The 17,612-nt window shown below is 71.5% G+C and carries 13 protein-coding genes; 6 read left to right on the top strand and 7 right to left on the bottom strand.

Annotated elements, in window-relative coordinates:
- Positions 1–200: 200 nt before the first annotated feature.
- Entirely contained in the window at positions 201–1,556 is a 1,356-nt protein-coding gene (locus OG299_RS04700; protein ID WP_327360587.1) for a (2,3-dihydroxybenzoyl)adenylate synthase, read from the bottom strand.
- A gap of 296 nt (positions 1,557–1,852) precedes the next feature.
- On the opposite strand from OG299_RS04700, the gene OG299_RS04695 reads away from it, so the two are divergent.
- Positions 1,853–2,470, top strand: a complete 618-nt coding sequence (locus OG299_RS04695) for a CatB-related O-acetyltransferase (RefSeq protein WP_266637444.1) — start codon at positions 1,853–1,855, stop codon at positions 2,468–2,470.
- A gap of 18 nt (positions 2,471–2,488) precedes the next feature.
- Here the strand turns inward: OG299_RS04695 and OG299_RS04690 are convergent, their stop codons facing one another.
- Positions 2,489–3,562: a class I SAM-dependent methyltransferase gene (locus tag OG299_RS04690; RefSeq protein ID WP_327360586.1), complete on the bottom strand. Its 1,074-nt coding sequence runs from the start codon at positions 3,560–3,562 to the stop codon at positions 2,489–2,491.
- A gap of 63 nt (positions 3,563–3,625) precedes the next feature.
- Complete coding sequence (locus OG299_RS04685) at positions 3,626–4,297, bottom strand: pyridoxine/pyridoxamine 5'-phosphate oxidase (protein ID WP_327360585.1); 672 nt, start codon at positions 4,295–4,297, stop codon at positions 3,626–3,628.
- A gap of 153 nt (positions 4,298–4,450) precedes the next feature.
- On the opposite strand from OG299_RS04685, the gene OG299_RS04680 reads away from it, so the two are divergent.
- Positions 4,451–5,158 (top strand): M24 family metallopeptidase, encoded by a 708-nt coding sequence (locus OG299_RS04680; RefSeq protein ID WP_266637442.1) that lies wholly within the window; start codon positions 4,451–4,453, stop codon positions 5,156–5,158.
- An 88-nt stretch (positions 5,159–5,246) separates the two neighbouring features.
- Positions 5,247–5,684 (top strand): VOC family protein, encoded by a 438-nt coding sequence (locus OG299_RS04675; protein ID WP_327360584.1) that lies wholly within the window; start codon positions 5,247–5,249, stop codon positions 5,682–5,684.
- 45 nt (positions 5,685–5,729) lie between these two features.
- Here OG299_RS04675 and OG299_RS04670 read toward each other — a convergent pair whose 3' ends face one another.
- Positions 5,730–6,044 (bottom strand): hypothetical protein, encoded by a 315-nt coding sequence (locus OG299_RS04670; RefSeq protein ID WP_266637440.1) that lies wholly within the window; start codon positions 6,042–6,044, stop codon positions 5,730–5,732.
- A 163-nt stretch (positions 6,045–6,207) separates the two neighbouring features.
- Positions 6,208–7,239 carry a medium chain dehydrogenase/reductase family protein gene (locus tag OG299_RS04665; RefSeq protein ID WP_327360583.1) on the bottom strand — a complete coding sequence of 344 codons (1,032 nt, stop codon included), beginning with the start codon at positions 7,237–7,239 and terminating at the stop codon, positions 6,208–6,210.
- A 170-nt stretch (positions 7,240–7,409) separates the two neighbouring features.
- On the opposite strand from OG299_RS04665, the gene OG299_RS04660 reads away from it, so the two are divergent.
- Entirely contained in the window at positions 7,410–8,072 is a 663-nt protein-coding gene (locus OG299_RS04660) for a TetR/AcrR family transcriptional regulator (protein WP_327360582.1), read from the top strand.
- Between the two features lie 6 nt (positions 8,073–8,078).
- Here the strand turns inward: OG299_RS04660 and OG299_RS04655 are convergent, their stop codons facing one another.
- On the bottom strand, positions 8,079–12,281 hold the full coding sequence (locus OG299_RS04655) for a bifunctional nitrate reductase/sulfite reductase flavoprotein subunit alpha (RefSeq protein ID WP_327360581.1): 4,203 nt from the start codon (positions 12,279–12,281) through the stop codon (positions 8,079–8,081).
- A 250-nt stretch (positions 12,282–12,531) separates the two neighbouring features.
- On the opposite strand from OG299_RS04655, the gene OG299_RS04650 reads away from it, so the two are divergent.
- Positions 12,532–13,323: an N-formylglutamate amidohydrolase gene (locus OG299_RS04650; RefSeq protein WP_327360580.1), complete on the top strand. Its 792-nt coding sequence runs from the start codon at positions 12,532–12,534 to the stop codon at positions 13,321–13,323.
- A 121-nt stretch (positions 13,324–13,444) separates the two neighbouring features.
- Here OG299_RS04650 and katG read toward each other — a convergent pair whose 3' ends face one another.
- Positions 13,445–15,631 carry a catalase/peroxidase HPI gene (gene katG / locus OG299_RS04645; RefSeq protein ID WP_327360579.1) on the bottom strand — a complete coding sequence of 729 codons (2,187 nt, stop codon included), beginning with the start codon at positions 15,629–15,631 and terminating at the stop codon, positions 13,445–13,447.
- Positions 15,632–15,908: 277 nt separating this feature from the next.
- On the opposite strand from katG, the gene qcrB reads away from it, so the two are divergent.
- Positions 15,909–17,603: a cytochrome bc1 complex cytochrome b subunit gene (gene qcrB / locus OG299_RS04640; RefSeq protein WP_327360578.1), complete on the top strand. Its 1,695-nt coding sequence runs from the start codon at positions 15,909–15,911 to the stop codon at positions 17,601–17,603.
- The last annotated feature ends 9 nt before the right edge of the window (positions 17,604–17,612 follow it).

The raw sequence follows: 17,612 nt of genomic DNA, 5'->3' as shown, positions 1-17,612 counted from the left end.
GGGGTGTCGTCAAAGTAGCGTCGGCCGCCCGTGAGGGCGGGGCCGGCGGGGTCTGGTGCGTGTGATCGCAAGGCGGAGGAGGGAGGCGACGCTCGCGTCGGGGACGGACGACAACGCGGCGAGCGCGCGTGCCAGGCCCCGCCGGCCTGGGGGCACCTCCCAGCGGTAGCTGGGGGAGGGACTTTGACGACACCCCCTAGCTAGGGGCGGGCGGTCACCACCAGGTTGCCGTCCGGGGTGCGCCGCGCGAGTGCGCCGGTGCGGAAGTACCCGTCGGGGGTGAAGGAGCGTGCGTTGTGCTCGGGCGCCCGGTAGTAGCCGCGCAGGGTGTACGGACCGCGGGCGAGGAGTTCGCCGGGCTCCCCGTCGGGCACGTCCTCGCCGTCGACGCCGACGATGCGGACCTCGTCGTCGGGCGAGAGCGGTCGGCCCTGAGTGGTGAGCACGGTCTCGTCCGGATCGGCGGGCCGGGTGAGCGTGAGCAGCCCCTCGGCCGGGCCGAAGACCTGCTGAAGGCGGCAGCCGAATTCGGGGCCCATCCGATCGGCGGTCGCCCGGTCCATGGGCGCGCCGCCGATCTGGAGGAGACGCAGACTGCTCACGTCGGCCTCCACCGTGGGGAGTACGTCGAGCCAGCGCCGGGCGGCGGCGGGCACCAGCGACGTGACGGTGACCCGTTCCTGTTCGATCACCGCGAGGCATTCGGCGGGTTCCAGGTCCTCGGCGAGGACTACGGTGCCGCCGGCGGAGAGGGTGCCGACGATGCCGGGACAGCCGAAGGTGAGGTTGAACCCGGCGGGCAGTGCGGCGAGGTACACGTCGTTCTCGGTGAGCGACACCAGCTCGGCGGCGGCCCGCGCCTGGTAGGCGTAGTCGTCGTGGGTGCGCGGAACGAGCCTGGGAGCCGCGGCGGCACCGCCGGAGGTACCGCCGGAGAGCAGGAAGAACGCCACCTGGGCGGCGCTCTGCGCAAGCGCCGGCTCGGGCGCGGCGTCGATGGAGCCCAGCGGGGAGTACTGGCAACCCGACGGGTCGGTCGTCAGACCGCCGTACGGGGACGACTCGCCCGGCGCATCGAGGGTGAACACCCGCCGCAGGAAAGGCCATCGGGCCGCGATGTCCGCCGCCATCGCCGTGTGGTCGAAGCCCTGGTACGTCGAGGGAGCGACGTACCCGACGGCCTGGGTGGCCCGCACGAGCTCGGGCACCTCGGACGCGCGGTGCGAGAGCGGGCAGAACACGGGGATCACGCCGACGCGCATCAGCGCGAACACGGTGATGACGAACTCGGGCACGTTCGGCAGCTGGACGACGACCCGCTGCCCGGGCCGGAGGCCGCGCAGCCGGAATCCGGCGGCCATGCGGTCCACCCGCCGGTTCAGGTTCGCGTACGAGAGGCGGGCGCCGCCGTGCACGAGCGCGGTCCGGGGCCCGTACTGCAGGGCCCAGCCGCGCAGCAGGTTGTCCAGCGTGTTGCCACGCCAGTGCCCGGCCGCCCAGTAGCGGTCGACGAACTCCTGGGGCCAGGGCGTGCAGCCGGCGAGCATGGATGCCATTCGTTTCCTTCTGTACCAGTTCCTGAGCCGGAAGCCCTGCGGTTCGTGTTTCGCCGCGACGGGGGTTCGCGGCTCCCGGGCTGCTGATCACTCTTGGCCCTTCCGCTGGCCGCGAGCAATGTGCTTTCCGAACCATGGACGCCGAATTCCCTCAGCGGATGGTCCAACCAGGACCGCTGACCAGGTCCTCTGACGCGACGTCCGGGATCATGGACGTACCGTCCACGCACGCACAGACCGTCTGGAGTGGTTCCACCGTGAATCCTGTTCCGCCCGACTCCTCGGTTCTCCATCCGATGCCCGGACAGCCGCGCGTCGTGCTCCTGAAGCCGCTGGTGACGTCGCCGCTGATCGAGGTCGGCGCATACTCCTACTACGACGATCCGGACGAGCCCACCGCCTTCGAGACCCGCAACGTGCTCTACCACTACGGGCCGGAAAAGCTGATCATCGGGAAGTTCTGCGCGCTGGGCACGGGCGTCCGGTTCATCATGAACGGTGCCAACCACCGCATGGACGGCCCTTCGACGTTCCCGTTCCCCATCATGGGCGGAGGCTGGGCCGAGCACTTCGATCTCATCACCGGCCTCCCCGGCCGAGGAGACACCGTCGTCGGCAACGACGTCTGGTTCGGCCACGGTGCCACGGTCATGCCCGGAGTGCGCATCGGCCACGGCGCGATCATCGCCTCCGGAGCCGTCGTCGTCGCCGACGTCCCCGACTACGGCATCGTCGGTGGCAACCCGGCCCAGCTGATCCGAACCCGCTACAGCGAGGCGGACGTCGCCCGCCTGCTCGCCCTGGCCTGGTGGGACTGGCCGGCCGAGCACCTGACCCGGCACGTGCGCACCGTCATGTCCGGCAGCATCGACGACCTGGAAGCCGCCGCCCCGGCCGGCCCCCGGGGCATGTGAGCGCCGTCCGCCACGTGGTCAGGGCCTGCCGTCAGGGGGCCGGTGTGCGTGTCGGCCCGTCGTCACGCCAGGTCCAGCAGTCGCTTGTACCGAAGACCACGGTCGAGGTGAACTCCGTCTCCGATGCCGCGAGGACGGGCCCGAGGTCGGCGACGACGATGTCGTCCTCGCCGATGACCCGGTCCGGCAGTTCCTCCCCGTACGGAAGCACGGCGTGCGGGCCGGAGCGGACGATCCGGCCGGGCAGGCGGGCGGCCGCGGGGGACACGGCCCGCGCCAGGTCCCCGATCCGGTCGCTCGCCTCGCGTTCACTAGGCCCGGTGCCAGCAGGCCACGGGCCGTGGTCTCGGCGAACAGCGCCTCGGCCATCCGCTGCGCCTCCACCAGGCCCAGGGCCCCGGACTCCAGGTCTGCACGCAAGGGCTTGTCGAAGTGCTCGCGGACCCGGTCGTCGACGAAGCTCCAGGCCGAGCACGCCTGGCGGGCGGCCGGGTCGAGCAGTGTCTCGGGGCGCCCGTAGTAGGCCTCGTTGAATCCGTCGGTGCAGTCCAGGGGAATGGGCACGGTGTGGACGGTGCCGGTGGCGCCCAGGGCCGCGGCCAGCTGTTCGACGGCCGGGTAGCGGCGGGCCTCGGTGTCGATGACCTCGGGCGCGTACCGGTGCAGCCAGAAGTCCCGGACCAGGGCGGGGTCGCAGGTCAGGATGACCACCGGGCCGCGGGTCACCCGCCGCATCTCCCGCAGGCCCGCCCGTACGTCGGACCACTGGTGGACGCTGAACAGCGTCATCGCCGCATCGAACTCCCCGTCGGCGAAGGGCAGGTGCTCGGCGAGGGCGTCGATCGCCCGGGCGAGCTGGGACGGCCGCTGCGCACGCATCGACACCGAGGGCTCGACGGCCGTCACCGTACGCGCCGCGCTCTCGTACGATCCCGCGCCGGCGCCGATGTTGAGAACGGTCCGGGATTCGCCCAGGGCCTCGGCGATGAACCGGGCGATCCGCTCGTCCGGGCGGCGGTAGGAGGAGTGGCCGGAGCCGATGGCCCCGTGGTCGACGTCGCCGGCGCTGCCGTCCTGGATGCGTGTGGTCATACGGTGTACCTCGCCTCGTGAGCAGGAACAGGGGGGGTGCAGGTGTACGTCATCGGCCGGGGGCTACGACCAGAGCGGGAACCGTTCCCAGCGGTCGCCGGCCCGCTCGTAGCGCAGCCGTGTGTGGACGCGGCTCTCCGCCGCCTGCCAGAACTCCACCTCCGCCGGAGCGAGCGTGTACAGCGTCCAGGCGGAGTCGACGAGCGACGGCGCCTGTTCGATCAGGGCCAGGGACTTCGCCAGGGCCTGATCGCGCTCCCCGGGGTCCGCCAGGTACTGGCTCTGCCGGGCCAGGAGCGATTCGGCACGGGCGGTCGCCGACCGGCCGAGGAAGTCGGCGGCGTTGTCCTGCGCGGACCCGGGCGTCACGGCGCCGCGCAGGCGCACCTGCCGGCCGTGCTCGGGCCAGTAGAAGGTGAGTGCCGCCCGCGGGTGGACGGCCAGCTGGTGCCCCTTGGGGCTGAAGCAGTGCCCGGCGAACTGCCATCCCGAGCCGTCCACCCCCTTGAGGATCAGCACCCGGGCGTCCGGATCACCGGCCTCGTCGACCGTGGACAAGGTCATCGCGTGCGGATCGCGCAGACCGTCCGCCACGGCGTCGGACAGCCACGACAGGAACAGGTGCAGGGGATCTGCCGGAGCCCGCTCGAGGGCGAACTCCGGAAGCGGTCCGTCGAAGACCTCGATGCCCCGCAACCATCCGCGGACGGCTCTGCCGTTGTCTCCATCGCCCACCAGACCGCCTCCTCTGCATGCAACCTTCCCGCACCATCCTGCATCTGCGGCTAATGTTCGACAATCACCTGGCAAATGCTTAGTCGATTCGCCAAATCACCCCGCGTGTGAGCGGGCTTGATTGGAGGTAGCGACAATGGGAGGGACGATCTCGTGACGGTGGGGGCGACGGACGCGCCGGAAGCCCGGCGGATCCAGGGTCTGATAGCGGCGCAGGAGAAGGCCATCGCACTGTTCGCCGAGGCGGAGGCGCGCGGACTGGTGGCGCCCGGCCGCGGGGAGCGCGAGGCCGGCGATCTGATCCGCGACCTGGCCAACGAGCTGTTCGGCACCACCAAGCACTGGCACAAGCGGATCATCCGATCCGGCCCCAACACCCTGATGCCGTACCGGGACAACCCGCCGGACCGGGTCATCGGCCCCGACGACATCGCCTTCGCCGACTTCGGTCCGATCTTCGAGGAGTTCGAGGCCGACTTCGGTCGCACCTACGTCTTCGGCGACGACCCGCACAAGCACCGCCTGCGCGAGGACCTGCCGCGCATCTTCGACGCCGGCCGCGCCTTCTTCGCCGCGGATCCCGGCATCACCGGCCGACAGCTGCACGCCGAGATCGAGCGTCTGGCCGCCGAGGCCGGCTGGACCATCGGAATCTGGCACGCCGGCCACCTCGTCGGCGAGTTCCCCCACGAGACCAACGACGGCGCCAAGGCCGAGTCCTACATCACGCCCGAGAACGACGCCCCGCTGCGCCGCACCGACCGGGCGGGCCGGACCTGCCACTGGATCCTCGAACTCCATCTGGTCGACCTGCAGCGAGGCTTCGGCGGCTTCCACGAACAACTCCTCGACCTCGCCTGACCTCGCCGAGCCCGGTCGGCCGGCCGGCCACGACGGCCGAACCGGAAACCGGGGCGACGACGAAAGATCCCGTCCCTATGCTGGACCGATGCCATCGATCAAGCAGGTCCAAATCACCTTCGACTGCGCGGAACCCGAGCGCGTCGCGCGTTTCTGGTCCCAGGTGTTGGGATATGTCGTACCACCGCCGCCGGAGGGGTTCGCCACGTGGGACGACTTCGATCAGGCCACGCCGCCTGACCATCGGGGTCCGGCGTTCGCGGCATGCGCCGATCCCTCAGGTGCGGGCCCGCGGCTCTTCTTCCAGCGCGTTCCCGAAGGCAAGGTCGTCAAGAACCGGGTGCACCTTGACGTTCGGGTCGGCACCGGGCTCGTGGGCGAGGAGCGGCTGGCCGCGCTCGAGGCCGAATGCGCACGACTGATCCCGCTCGGCGCGGTACGCGGGCGACTGCTGCTCGCCGATGACGAGAACGAGTCGTGCCTCTTGATGCAGGACGTCGAGGGCAACGAGTTCTGTCTCGACTGAGTGGCCGCGACGGGTCACGAGCGGGAACGCATACTGATCGCGGTGCTATGCCGGCCCTGCCCCACCCCCGTGGGCGTCTGCGGGCAGGTTGCGGGGGACGGTGGCGGCGCCACCTGTACGTACGGCGTCCACCACCGCCTGGTGCAGGAGGCGGCTGCTGTCCTCGGAGGCACAGGGCACCGGACTGCCGGTGACGGTGAACCAGTCCGAGCCGCCGCTGTACTGCACGGCCACCTGGGCCTCCTGGCCCGACCACGTGGTGTGCACGGTCAGGTCCCCGCTGAGGAGCCCTGCCTCGTCGGTGCTTACTCCGCCGCGTCCGGCGAACACCCCTGTCGTTGTCCACGAAGCCCAGGTCATGGCGCATCGCCCCTCACCGCGGAGTCCTTTGACCCTTCCACGTTACGGCGGGTCCGGCGATCCTGCGTGGTCGCCGCCGCGCCGGACGGTCTTCGGCCTTGGCCTTCAGACGGTGGAGCCAGGTGTCGAGGGAGGCGTCGAGCGCCTGCTGGAGGGCGGCGGGTCAGGGGACCAGGACGACCTTCCCGGCGACCGTCCCCGACTCGGCCAGGCGCATCGCCTCGGCGACGCGGGCCAGCGGGATCTGCGCCGCGACCTGCGCGGTGATCTCGCCGCGCTGCAGCGCCGTGAACACCTGGGTCAGGTCGGAGCGCAGGCGCGCCCGGAAGCGGTTCTTGGCGTAGGCGCGACCGGCCCACACGTTGAAGAAGTACGCACGGCGGCCGTTCGGCAGCGCGTTCCACAGCCACACCCGGCCCAGGAGCTTGAGGATCGGCGACGAGCCGGAGCCCTCGTCGTCGCGGGTGGCGGCGCTGCCGTACGAGACGAGCGTGCCGCCCGGGGCCAGGAGCCGCCAGGAATCGACGATGCCCTCGCCGCCGACGTGGTCGAACACCGCGTCCACCCCGCCGGGCGCAAGGGCCCGTACCCGTGCGGGAACGTTGCCGGAGCGGTAGTCGACGGGGGCCACCCCGAGGGCGCGCAGCGCATCGTGGTGACGGGCGGAGGCGGTACCGATCACCTGGGCGCCCGCGGCGAGCGCCAGCTGGACCAGGATCGAGCCGACACCGCCGTTGGCTCCGTGGACCAGGACGGTCTGCCCGGCGCGCACCCGGGCCTTGCGGTGGAGCATCTGCCAGGCGGTGATGCCGTTGACGACCGCGGTCTCCGCGTCCACCGCGCTGACGCCGTCGGGCACGTCCACCACGTCGGCGGCGTCGAGCGCGATGTGGCTCGCCCAGCCGCCGGTCTTCGTCAGCGCGGCCACCCGCCGGCCGAGCAGGCCGGAGCCGACGCCCTCGCCCGCGGCCAGCACCGTGCCGACCAGGTCGTATCCGGGGACGAAGGGGAACGCGGGCTGGTCGTAGTACCGGCCGCGGCGCATCTGCTGCTCGGCGAAGGACACGCCCGTCGCCTCCATCGCGACCACGACCTGCCCGGCGGCCGGTACCGGGACCGGCCGCCGGTGCAGCTCCAGGCCTTCCGGCTCGACCTTGCCCGGCAGAACGATCTCGATCAGCTCGGCGGTGTTCATCATGACCTCCAGGTGGTTTTGTCATCTCGCGTTTGTTAGAAGCTGTAACCAGAATGAATGGCTGTATCGTCGATGTCAAGGGAGCGGTTCGTTCGATCGCGAGAGGCCTTGCCGATGGTGATAGCCTCTAACAAACATCTGGCGTGATGGGCGACGAGAGGGTGGCGGGCATGACCGGGAGTACGAAGACCCCCCGTGAGCGGTACCGGCAGCAGGTGCGCGAGGAGGTCAAGGGAAAGGCCTGGCAGCAGATCGCCGGCTCAGGCACCTCCGCGCTCTCCCTCAACGCGATCGCCAAGCAGATGGGCATGAGCGGACCGGCGCTCTACCGGTACTTTGCCAACCGTGACGAGCTGATCACCGAGCTCATCCGCGACGCGTACCGCAGCCTCGCCGACGCTTTCATCGCCGTCGGGGAATCGGGCCGACCCGGCCTCGCCGCGCTGGCGCACGTGCTCCGCCGCTGGGCCCTGGAAGACCCGCACCGCTACTTCCTCGTCTACGGCACCCCGGTACCCGGCTACCACGCGCCGCAGGACATCACCGTGATCGCCTCGGAGATGATGTCCGTCCTGCTCGACGCCTGCACCGCCGCGGGACCGGGCCCCGCCCCGGGTGCGGAGCCCCACGGCTTCGAGGGGCACCTGGCCGGCCACCGGGTGTGGGCCGCGAGCCACCCGGACGCCCCGCCGTCGGCCCTGCGCCTGGCCCTGGCCTTCTGGACCCGCATGCACGGCGTGCTGTCCCTGGAGCTGGCGGGCCACTTCGCCGGCATGGGCCTGGACCCCGCCCTCCTCTTCGAGGCCGAGGTGGACGGCCTGACCACGCGCTGACCCGTATCAATACACGTCGCGGCCGTACCGCTTGTCGGCGGAGAGCTGCTTCAGGTAGGCGGCGGCCTCGTCCTCGCCGAGGCCGCCGTGCGCCACCGCTATGTCGCGCAGCGCCTGGTCGACGTCCTTCGCCATCCGGCTCGCGTCCCCGCACACGTAGAAGTGGGCGCCGTCCTGGAGCCAGGACCACACCTGGGCGCCGTGCTCGCGCATGCGGTCCTGGACGTAGATCTTGGTGCGCTGGTCGCGGGAGAAGGCCAGGTCGAGCCGGCTGAGCGTGCCGTGCCGGTGGAGCTCCTCCAGCTCTTCGCGGTAGTAGAAGTCGGCGGCCCGGCGCTGTTCGCCGAAGAACAGCCAGTTGCGGCCGTGGTGGCCGAGGGCGCGGCGGTGTTCGAGGAAGGCCATGAACGGGGCGATGCCGGTTCCCGGACCGACCATGATCGCCGGTGTGTCCGCGCCGGCGGGCGGGCGGAAGTGAGCCGAGCGCTGCACGAACAGCGGTACCGGGGTGCCCGGTTCGGCATCCGCGAGGAAGGCGGAGGCGACGCCTTTGCGCTGCCGGCCCGCAGGCCCCTCGTAGCGCAGGACCGAGACGGTCAGGCTCACCTCGCGCGGGTCGACGAGGGGGCTGGAGGAGATGGAGTACAGGCGCGGCTGGAGGCGTTTGAGGCGCTCGGCCCACTCCTGGGCGCCGAGGCGGACGGGGAACTCGGCCAGGATGTCGACGGGCTGCCGCCCCCAGGCCCATTGGGCGAGCCCGTCCTTGTTGTCGGGGCGCGTCAGCTGCTTGAGCCTGCGGTCGCCGGTGTGCTCGGTGACGAAGCGCAGGAGGTCCGGAGTGAGGCGGGTGATGTCCAGGTGCCGGTGCAGCGCCTCGGCGAACGACATGGGGGCGTGTCCGGGCACGGCGACCTCCGCGTCCGGGGCGAGGCCGGTGGCGGCCAGCCATTCCGTCACCAGGTCGGGGCAGTTGACCGGGAGCACGCCGAGGGCGTCCCCCGCCTCGTACGCCGGGCCGTCCTCGCCCAGGTCGAAGGTGAAGCGGCGGACCTCCTTGGTGGCGCCGGGCAGACTCAGCAGCCGGTTGCCGGACAGCCGCGCGGTGTACGGGGAGTTCTTGTCCGGTACCGGACGGGACGGCCCGGCGGCCGCCGGGTCCGGGGTGGCCGGGTCCGGGGCGGTCGCCAGGGCCTCGCGCACCCGCTCCAGCCACCGGGCGGCGGGCTCCTCGTAGTCGGGCTCGCAGTCCACGCGCGGCAGGAGGCGCCGGGCCCCCAGTTCCTCGAGGCGCCGGTCGAGCCGGCGGCCGTGACCGCAGAACGCGTCGTAGTTGGAGTCGCCGAGCGCGAGGACCGCGTACCGGACGTCCTCGAGCGGAGGTGCGTCGGACGCCTCGAGGGCCTCCCAGAACGGGGCTCCGTTGTCCGGGGCGTCGCCGTCGCCGAAGGTGCTCGTGACGACCAGCAGATCCGTGCCGGGAGCGAGGGAGGCGGGGGTGCGGTCCGCCATGCTGTGCACGGTCGCCGCTGAGCCGCCGGCGGCCAACTCCGTGCTGATGGTGGCGGCGAGGTCCTCGGCGTTCCCCGTCTGGGAAGCCCACAGGACCACGGTCTGCCGGGTCGGCGTACCCGGTGCGGCGGGGGCCGGAGGCGTGGCGGCCAGGGCCGTCGCCGTACGCGAGTAGGTGCCGGCGAGCACCCCGTCGACCCAGAGGGCGTGTCCGGCCTCGAAGGGGGCGCCGGCGGGAAGCGCCGGGACGCCCGTGCCGGGCGGGGCGGAGGCGAGCCCGGCGAGGAATCCGGCGAGGTACTGGCGTTCCCCGTCGGAGAGGGCGGGCGGGGTGTGGCCGTCCAGCCCGAACAACGAGGTGAGGGCGGGCGCCGCCGCACTCGCGGCCGTCACCGGGGCGGCCACGGGCTGCGTCAGCGTCGCGAGGGCGCCGCCCGGGTGCGCCCCGGCGGCGACGGGGCTGGCGAGGGCGGGCTCGGCAGCGGGCAGGGCGGCCGCGGGAACCGGAACGGGGGCACGTGTCTTCGCCAGCGTCACCGCGCACATCTTGAACCCGGGCTGGAAGGAAATCGGGTCGACGGCGTCGCCGGTGACGGCGTTGACGCTGAGGTATTCCCCGAACAGGTCGTTCCAGTGGAAGGGGGCGAAGCAGTTCCCGGGCCGGACCCGGTCGGTGACGACGGCGGGCAGCACGGCGCGGCCGCGCCGGGAGGCCACCTCCACCCCGTCGCCGGTCGCGATCCCGAGAGCGGCCGCGTCCTGCGGGTGGATCTCCACGAACGGCCCGGGGTTGAGCTTGTTCAGCTTGGCGACCTTGCCGGTCTTGGTCAGCGTGTGCCACTGGTGCTGCAGGCGGCCCGTGTTGAGGACGAACGGGTAATCGTCGTCCGGAAGTTCGGCGGCCGGAAGATGGGGGCGGGCGAAGAAGACGGCTCGTCCCGTCGCCGTGGGGAACACCAGACGGGGCCGGCTGCCGTCCGGGCGCTCCGCCAGGGTCTGGCTGACGCCGTCGTTGAGGTACCGGACCGGGTTGCGGTCCGGCCCGCCGGGGGCGGCCGGCCACTGCACCGGCCCCGTGCGCAGCCGCTCGTAGGTGACACCGCGCAGGTCCCAGCCGGTCTTCGGGTTCCAGGCCTGCCGCAGCTCCTCGAACACCTCCTCGGCGCAGCCGTACGTGAACGCCTCGGCGAATCCCATCGCGCAGGCGACCCGGGCGATCAGCTGCCAGTCGGGCAGCGCCTGGCCGGGCGGGTCGGCGGCCCCCTGCACCAGGGTGAGGTTGCGCTCCGAGTTGATCATCACGCCGTCCGCCTCGGCCCAGAGGGTGGCGGGGAGCACGATGTCCGCGTAGGCGTTGGTCTCGGTCTCCGCGAACACGTCCTGCGTGACGACCAGTTCGGCGGTCTCCAGCGCCTTGATGACCGTGCTGCGGTTGGCCACGGAGACGACCGGGTTGGTGCAGATGATCCAGCACGCCTTGATCTCGCCGGCGGCCATCTGCTCGAACATCTCGATGGTCCCGCGCCCGACGTCGGTGCGCAGGGTGTTCTGCGGCAGGCCCCACAGCTTCTCGGTGAAGTCGCGGTCCTCGTCGACCAGTACCGAGCGCTGGCCGGGCAGGCCGGGCCCCATGTAGCCCATCTCGCGGCCGCCCATGGCGTTGGGCTGGCCGGTGAGGGAGAACGGGCCGCTGCCGGGACGGCAGAGGGCGCCCGTGGCCAGGTGCAGGTTGACCAGGGCGTTGGTGTTCCAGGTGCCGTGGACGGACTGGTTGAGCCCCATGGTCCAGCAGCTCATCCACTCGCCCGCCTCGCCGATCCAGCGGGCGGCCAGCCGGAGGTCCGCCTCCGGTATGCCGGTGATCTCGGCGACCTTCGCCGGCGGGTACTCCCGCAGGAAGGCGGGCATGTCCTCCCAGCCCTCGGTGTGCTCGGCGATGAAGCCGGGGTCGGTCCGGCCGTCCTCCACGAGCAGGTGCAGCAAGCCGTTGAGGAGGGCCAGATCGGTGCCCGGCCGGATCTGCAGGAACAGGTCCGCCTTGTCGGCGGTGGCGTTGCGCCGGGGATCCACCACGATCAGCTTGGCTCCGGCGGCCTTGACCCGGTCCATCATCCGCAGGAAGAGGATGGGGTGGCAGTCGGCCATGTTGGCGCCGATGACGAAGAACGCGTCCGCCCGCTCGAAGTCCTCGTACGAGCCGGGCGGCCCGTCGGCGCCCAGCGAGAGCTTGTAGCCGCTGCCGGCGCTCGCCATGCACAGCCGCGAATTGGACTCGATCCGGCTCGTCCGCAGGAAGCCCTTGGCCAGTTTGTTGGCGAGGTACTGGGCCTCCAGGGACATCTGGCCGGAGACGTAGAGCGCCAGTGCGTCGGGGCCGTGCGCGTCGAGGATCTCCCGGAGGCGGCGGGCCGTCTCGGCGACGGCCGCGTCCACCGGGACGGCGGCGGGCCCGGCGCCCCGCTCGCCGCGGATCAGCGCGGTCTCCAGGCGGCCGGGCGCGGCCAGCATGTCGGCGTGCGTGGCCCCCTTGGTGCACAGGCGCCCGGCATTCGCGGGGTGCTGCTTGTCGCCGCTGACCTTGGCCACGGTACGGCGCCCGTCGCCGGCCTGGGCGATGTCCAGTACGACCCCGCAGCCGACGCCGCAGTAGGAGCAGACCGTCCGCACCTGCCGACCGGTCGCGGCCCTCGCCTCCGCCACAGCAGACCTCCTCGCGCCGCCGGCCGACCCCACCGCTCGGGGCCGCTGCGGCCGTGTGCAGGTCGATCCCGTTGCGGCCCAACGTAGAAAATCCGTGTTGCATGCAGGTGACGGGCGGCGCCACCCGGGGGTTACAAGCGTCTGCGCCAAGGTCACCACGGGAGGTGAGGCACCCGCCACGGGATCCCGGCCGACCGGACATCATGGCGGTGGCACCTTGATCCGTACGCGACACGCAGCGAGGAACCATATGAGCGACGCAGCCGCCCTCCTCCACCCCGGGGCTCCCGATTCGCCCGTGATACTCCACGTCCCGCACTCGTCCCGCGCCGTACCCGCGGACGTCCGCGCCGGGATCCTGCTGGACGACCGGGCACTGGAAGGGGAGCTGGACCACATCACCGACTCGCACACGGCGGAGATCGCGGCGCGGGCGGCCGCGGCCGCCCGCATCACCCCCTGGCGGTTCGAGAACCGGTTGTCGCGGCTGGTCATCGACCCCGAGCGGTTCCCCGACGAACGCGAGGAGATGCTGGCGCGGGGGATGGGCGCGGTCTACACGCGGACGACGCACCGCGACGAGCTCCGCCCGGCCGACTTCGACGGACGTCCGCTGGTCGAGCGGTACTTCCACCCGTACGCACGGGCGATGACGGACGCGGTGGAGGAGCGGCTGGAGGCCGCCGGGCGGGCCGTCATCCTCGACGTGCACTCGTACCCGGCGAAGGCACTGCCCTACGAGCTCCACGGCGACGGACCGCGCCCGCCGATCTGCATCGGCACGGACGCCTTCCACACGCCCCCTCCGCTGCTCGAGGCGGCGCGGCAGGCGTTCGCCGGCTTCGGCGGCACGGGGCTGGACAGCCCGTTCGCGGGAACGTACGTACCGCTGCGCCACTACGGGAAGGACGCGCGGGTCGGCGCGCTGATGGTGGAGATCCGGCGGGACCTCTACATGAGCGAGCCGGGAGGACCGGCAGGACCCGGTCTGGACGCGCTGGCGGGCGCCCTGGCCGCTCTCGTCGAGTGGGTGACGGGGTGACGGGGTGACGGGGTGACGGGGTGACGTGGTGACGTGAAGAGCCTGCCGGACGTCCCGGCCGGCCGGTGCGCGGCCGGCCGGGACATCGGGCCGGAGCAAGGGCCCGGGTTCGGGCCCGGCCTCAGGAGAGGTCGAACCGGTCGAGGTTCATCACCTTGTCCCAGGCGGCCACGAAGTCACGCACGAGCTTCTCCCCACCGTCCCCGGACGCGTAGACCTCCGAGATGGCCCGGAGCTGGGAGTGCGAACCGAAGACGAGGTCGACGGCGGTGGCGGTCCACCTGGCCTCGCCCGTGACGCGGTCCCTGCCCTCGAACACGTTCTCCGTCGCGGTGGACGGCTTCCACTCCGTGCCCATGTCGAGCAGGTTGACGAAGAAATCGTTGGTCAACGTCTCCGGCCGGTCCGTGAACATGCCGTGCGTGGACCGCCCGAAGCCGGTGTTCAGGGCCCGCATGCCACCGATCAGCACCGTCATCTCGGGAGCGGTGAGCGTCAGCAGGTTGGCGCGGTCCAACAGGAGGGTCTCCGGCGACAGCTTCTCCCCCTCCCGCAGGTAGTTGCGGAACCCGTCCGCCGGGGGTTCCAGCACGGCGAACGACTCCACGTCGGTCTGCTCCTGCGAGGCGTCCGTACGCCCCGGCGCGAACGGGACCGTGATGTCGTACCCGGCGTTCTTCGCGGCCCGCTCGACGGCCGCGCACCCGCCCAGGACGATCAGGTCCGCGAGCGAAACCTTCTTGGCACCCGCCGAACCGTTGAACTCCTGCCGGATCTGCTCGAGGGTCTGCAGTACCTCGGCCACCTCGGGTACGGCGTTGACCTCCCAGTCCCGTTGCGGCGCGAGCCGGATCCGCGCCCCGTTGGCCCCGCCCCGCTTGTCGGTGCCGCGGAAGCTCGCCGCCGCCGCCCAGGCGGTGGTGACCAGCTGGGGGACGGACAGCCCCGAGGCGAGGACCTTGCCCTTCAGGGCGGCGATGTCCGCCTCCCCGACCAGCTCGTGGTCGACCGCGGGGACGGGGTCCTGCCACAGCTGCGGCTCGGGAATCCAGGGGCCGAGGTAGCGCGTCAGCGGCCCCATGTCGCGGTGCAGCAGCTTGTACCAGGCCTTGGCGAACGCCACCGCGAGCTTGTCCGGGTTCTCGTGGAAGCTCTTGACGATCGGCGCATAGACCGGATCCATCTTGAGCGCGAGGTCCGTCGTCAGCATCATCGGCGCGTGCCGCTTCGACGGATCGTGGGCATCAGGCACGGTGCCCTGGGCCGACGGGTCCGTGGGAGTCCACTGGTTCGCACCGGCGGGACTCGTCGTCAGCTCCCAGTCGTACTTGAAGAGGTTGTCCAGGTACCCGTTGTCCCACTTCGTCGGCTCGGTGGTCCATGCGCCCTCGAGCCCACTGGTCAGCGCGTCGACGCCCTTGCCGCTGCCGCAGGTGTTCCGCCAGCCGATGCCCTGCTGCTCGATCGGGGCGGCCTCGGGCTCCGGTCCGATGCAGGCGGGGTCGGTCGCACCGTGGCACTTGCCGAAGGTGTGGCCGCCGATGATGAGCGCAGCCGTTTCTTCGTCGTCCATGGCCATGCGCGCGAACGTCTCGCGAATGTCCTTGGCGGCGGCCATCGGATCCGGGTTGCCGTTGGGGCCTTCCGGATTGACGTAGATCAGGCCCATCTGCACGGCCCCGAAAGGACCGGTGAGTTCCCTGTCGCCGACGTAGCGCTCGTCTCCGAGCCAGGTGCCCTCGGGCCCCCAGAAGATTTCCTCGGGTTCCCAGGTGTCCTCCCGCCCGAATCCGAATCCGAACGTCTTGAACCCCATCGATTCCATGGCGCAGTTTCCGGCGAAAATCAGCAGATCGGCCCAGGAGATTTTCCGGCCGTACTTCTGCTTGACCGGCCAGAGCAAACGGCGTGCCTTGTCCAGGCTCGCATTGTCCGGCCAGCTGTTGAGGGGGGCGAACCGCTGGGATCCGGCGCCGCCGCCGCCCCGGCCGTCGGCGATGCGGTACGTTCCCGCGGCATGCCAGCTCATCCGGATGAAGAGCGGCCCGTAGTGGCCGTAGTCGGCGGGCCACCAGTCCTGGGACGCCGTCATCACCTCGAAGACGTCCCGCTTCAGCGCGTCGACGTCGAGGGTCGCGAATTCCTTCGCGTAGTCGAAGTCCTCGCCCATCGGATCGGACAAGGGCGAATTCTGGTGGAGGACCTGCAGGTCCAGCTGATTCGGCCACCAGTCCCGGTTCGTTCTGGGGCGGGTCGGCGCGGGGGTGGGGGAGGGGATTGCTGGGTTCTCGCTTTCGCTGCCGGACACGTCCGCCCTTCTTCCTGTCTCGGTGTTTCTTCGATGGTCGCGCACCGTGGACCGCGCGGCGGCGAGAACACGCAGGGCGCCGCTTCGTATGAAGAACTCGCGCGCGAGAAGGCCGGTTCATTCGGATGATCGGGATCATTGCGCGGTCCGCGGCGGGGCTGTCCGCGTGCTTCCGGCCGGCGGGCTGCGTGCCTACCGGGCCCTGGGGCGCGGGCGCGCGATGCTCCTCCCATGCCGTTCGGGCCCGGTCGGCCGATGTGAGGAGGGCGTGGAGCCGGTGGTTCTCGAGAGGAAGAAGGCCCGTGCGGTCCGCGGGCTGCGACGCGCGGCCGGACGTACGGTGCTCGGCCTCGACGCCCGGCTGCCCCTGCTGGACGTGGCCAAGGGCGGTGTGCGGAAGGCCTTTCCGGACCACTGGGCGTTCCTGCTCGGCGAGATCGCCCTCTACAGCCTGGTGGTGCTGCTGCTGACCGGCACCTACCTCACGTTCTTCTTCGACCCGTCCATGCGCGAGGTCACGTACAAGGGCTCCTACGGCCCCCTCGGCGGCGTGCCCGTCTCATCCGCCTACGCCTCCACGCTGCGCATCAGCTTCGACGTGCGGGGCGGTCTGCTGATCCGGCAGATGCACCACTGGGCGGCCCTCGTGTTCGTGGCCGCGATCGGCGTCCACCTGCTGCGGGTGTTCTTCACCGGCGCGTTCCGCAAGCCCCGCGAGGTGAACTGGACCGTCGGCGTCACGATGCTGCTGCTCGCGCTGGTCGAGGGTTTCGCGGGCTACTCGCTTCCCGACGACCTGCTGTCGGGTACGGGCCTGCGCACGGCCCAGGGCATCATGCTGTCGCTCCCGGTCGTGGGCACGTACCTGAGCCTCTTCGTCTTCGGCGGGGAGTTCCCGGGCGAGGACATCGTGTCCCGGCTCTACCCGGTGCACATCCTCCTCGTGCCAGGACTGCTGCTCGCCCTGGTCTCGCTGCACCTGTTGCTGGTCGTGCACCTCAAACACACCCAGTGGGCGGTGCCCGGCAGCAGCGGCCGCAACGTGGTGGGCAAGCCGTTCTTCGCGCAGTACACGGCGAAGTCCGCGGGACTGTTCTTCATGGTCGCCGGCGTGCTGTCCGCGCTCGGGGCGCTGGCGCAGATCAACCCCGTGTGGGCGTACGGGCCCTACCGCCCCGACCTCGTGTCGACCGGGTCCCAGCCGGACTGGTACGTCGGGTTCCTCGAAGGGGCCCTGCGGCTGATGCCGGGCTTCGAAACCCGCCTGTGGGGCCACACGCTGAACTGGAATCCGCTGATCGCGGGCGTCGTCCTGCCGGGAGTGCTGTTCGCCGGCCTGTACGGCTATCCGTTCTTCGAACGCTGGATCACTCCCGAGGGCGGAGAACAGCACCTGTGCGACCGGCCTCGCCACCGGCCTGCCCGCACCGCGCTGGGGGTCGCCGTGCTCACCGCCTACACGGTCCTGCTGGTGGCAGGTGCGCAGGACATCGTCGCCTTCGTCTTCGAGGTCCCCCTCCCGGCGGTCACCTGGTCGCTGCGCTGCGCCGTGCTCGTCGTGCCCCCGGCAGCCTTCTGGCTCACCCGTCGGATCTGTCTCGCCCTCCAGGAGGAGGACGTCAAGGCGCTGAAGAGCGGGCTGCCGACGGACGAAGTACGCCAGTCGGTCGAGGGCGCCTTCCACCCCGCGCACCGGCCGCCGACGGGGGCGGAGCGGTACGTACGGTCCGTCCACCGCGTGCCGGCGCCCGTACGGGTACCCCAGCCCGGGCGGACGACAGCGGAGCGGCGGACGGCAGGCGAGCGGCGTCCTGCCGTACGGGGCTTCGCGGAGCGGCTGAGGCAGGGCCTGAGCCACTGGTACTACCGAGACCAGCTGGCGCCGCCGCTGACCGAGACGCAGCGTCGCCGCGTCGCCGCCGTGCTGGCAGGCCCGGACGGCGAGGGAGCCGGGGCCGGCGGCGAGCACTGACCCGGTGCC

Origin of the sequence: Streptomyces sp. NBC_01296 (assembly GCF_035984415.1) — a bacterium.
GTDB lineage: Bacteria > Actinomycetota > Actinomycetes > Streptomycetales > Streptomycetaceae > Streptomyces.
Note: the sequence above shows the minus strand (reverse complement) of the source record. Positions and strands in the feature narration are given on the sequence as shown.

Excerpts from the sequence above, each read along its gene's own strand:
- OG299_RS04700 (WP_327360587.1), bottom strand. The coding sequence starts at position 1,556 with ATGGCATCCATGCTCGCCGGCTGCACGCCCTGGCCCCAGGAGTTCGTC.
- OG299_RS04695 (WP_266637444.1), top strand. The coding sequence starts at position 1,853 with ATGCCCGGACAGCCGCGCGTCGTGCTCCTGAAGCCGCTGGTGACGTCG.
- OG299_RS04690 (WP_327360586.1), bottom strand. The coding sequence starts at position 3,562 with ATGACCACACGCATCCAGGACGGCAGCGCCGGCGACGTCGACCACGGG.
- OG299_RS04675 (WP_327360584.1), top strand. The coding sequence starts at position 5,247 with ATGCCATCGATCAAGCAGGTCCAAATCACCTTCGACTGCGCGGAACCC.
- OG299_RS04670 (WP_266637440.1), bottom strand. The coding sequence starts at position 6,044 with ATGACCTGGGCTTCGTGGACAACGACAGGGGTGTTCGCCGGACGCGGC.
- OG299_RS04665 (WP_327360583.1), bottom strand. The coding sequence starts at position 7,239 with ATGAACACCGCCGAGCTGATCGAGATCGTTCTGCCGGGCAAGGTCGAG.
- OG299_RS04660 (WP_327360582.1), top strand. The coding sequence starts at position 7,410 with ATGACCGGGAGTACGAAGACCCCCCGTGAGCGGTACCGGCAGCAGGTG.
- OG299_RS04650 (WP_327360580.1), top strand. The coding sequence starts at position 12,532 with ATGAGCGACGCAGCCGCCCTCCTCCACCCCGGGGCTCCCGATTCGCCC.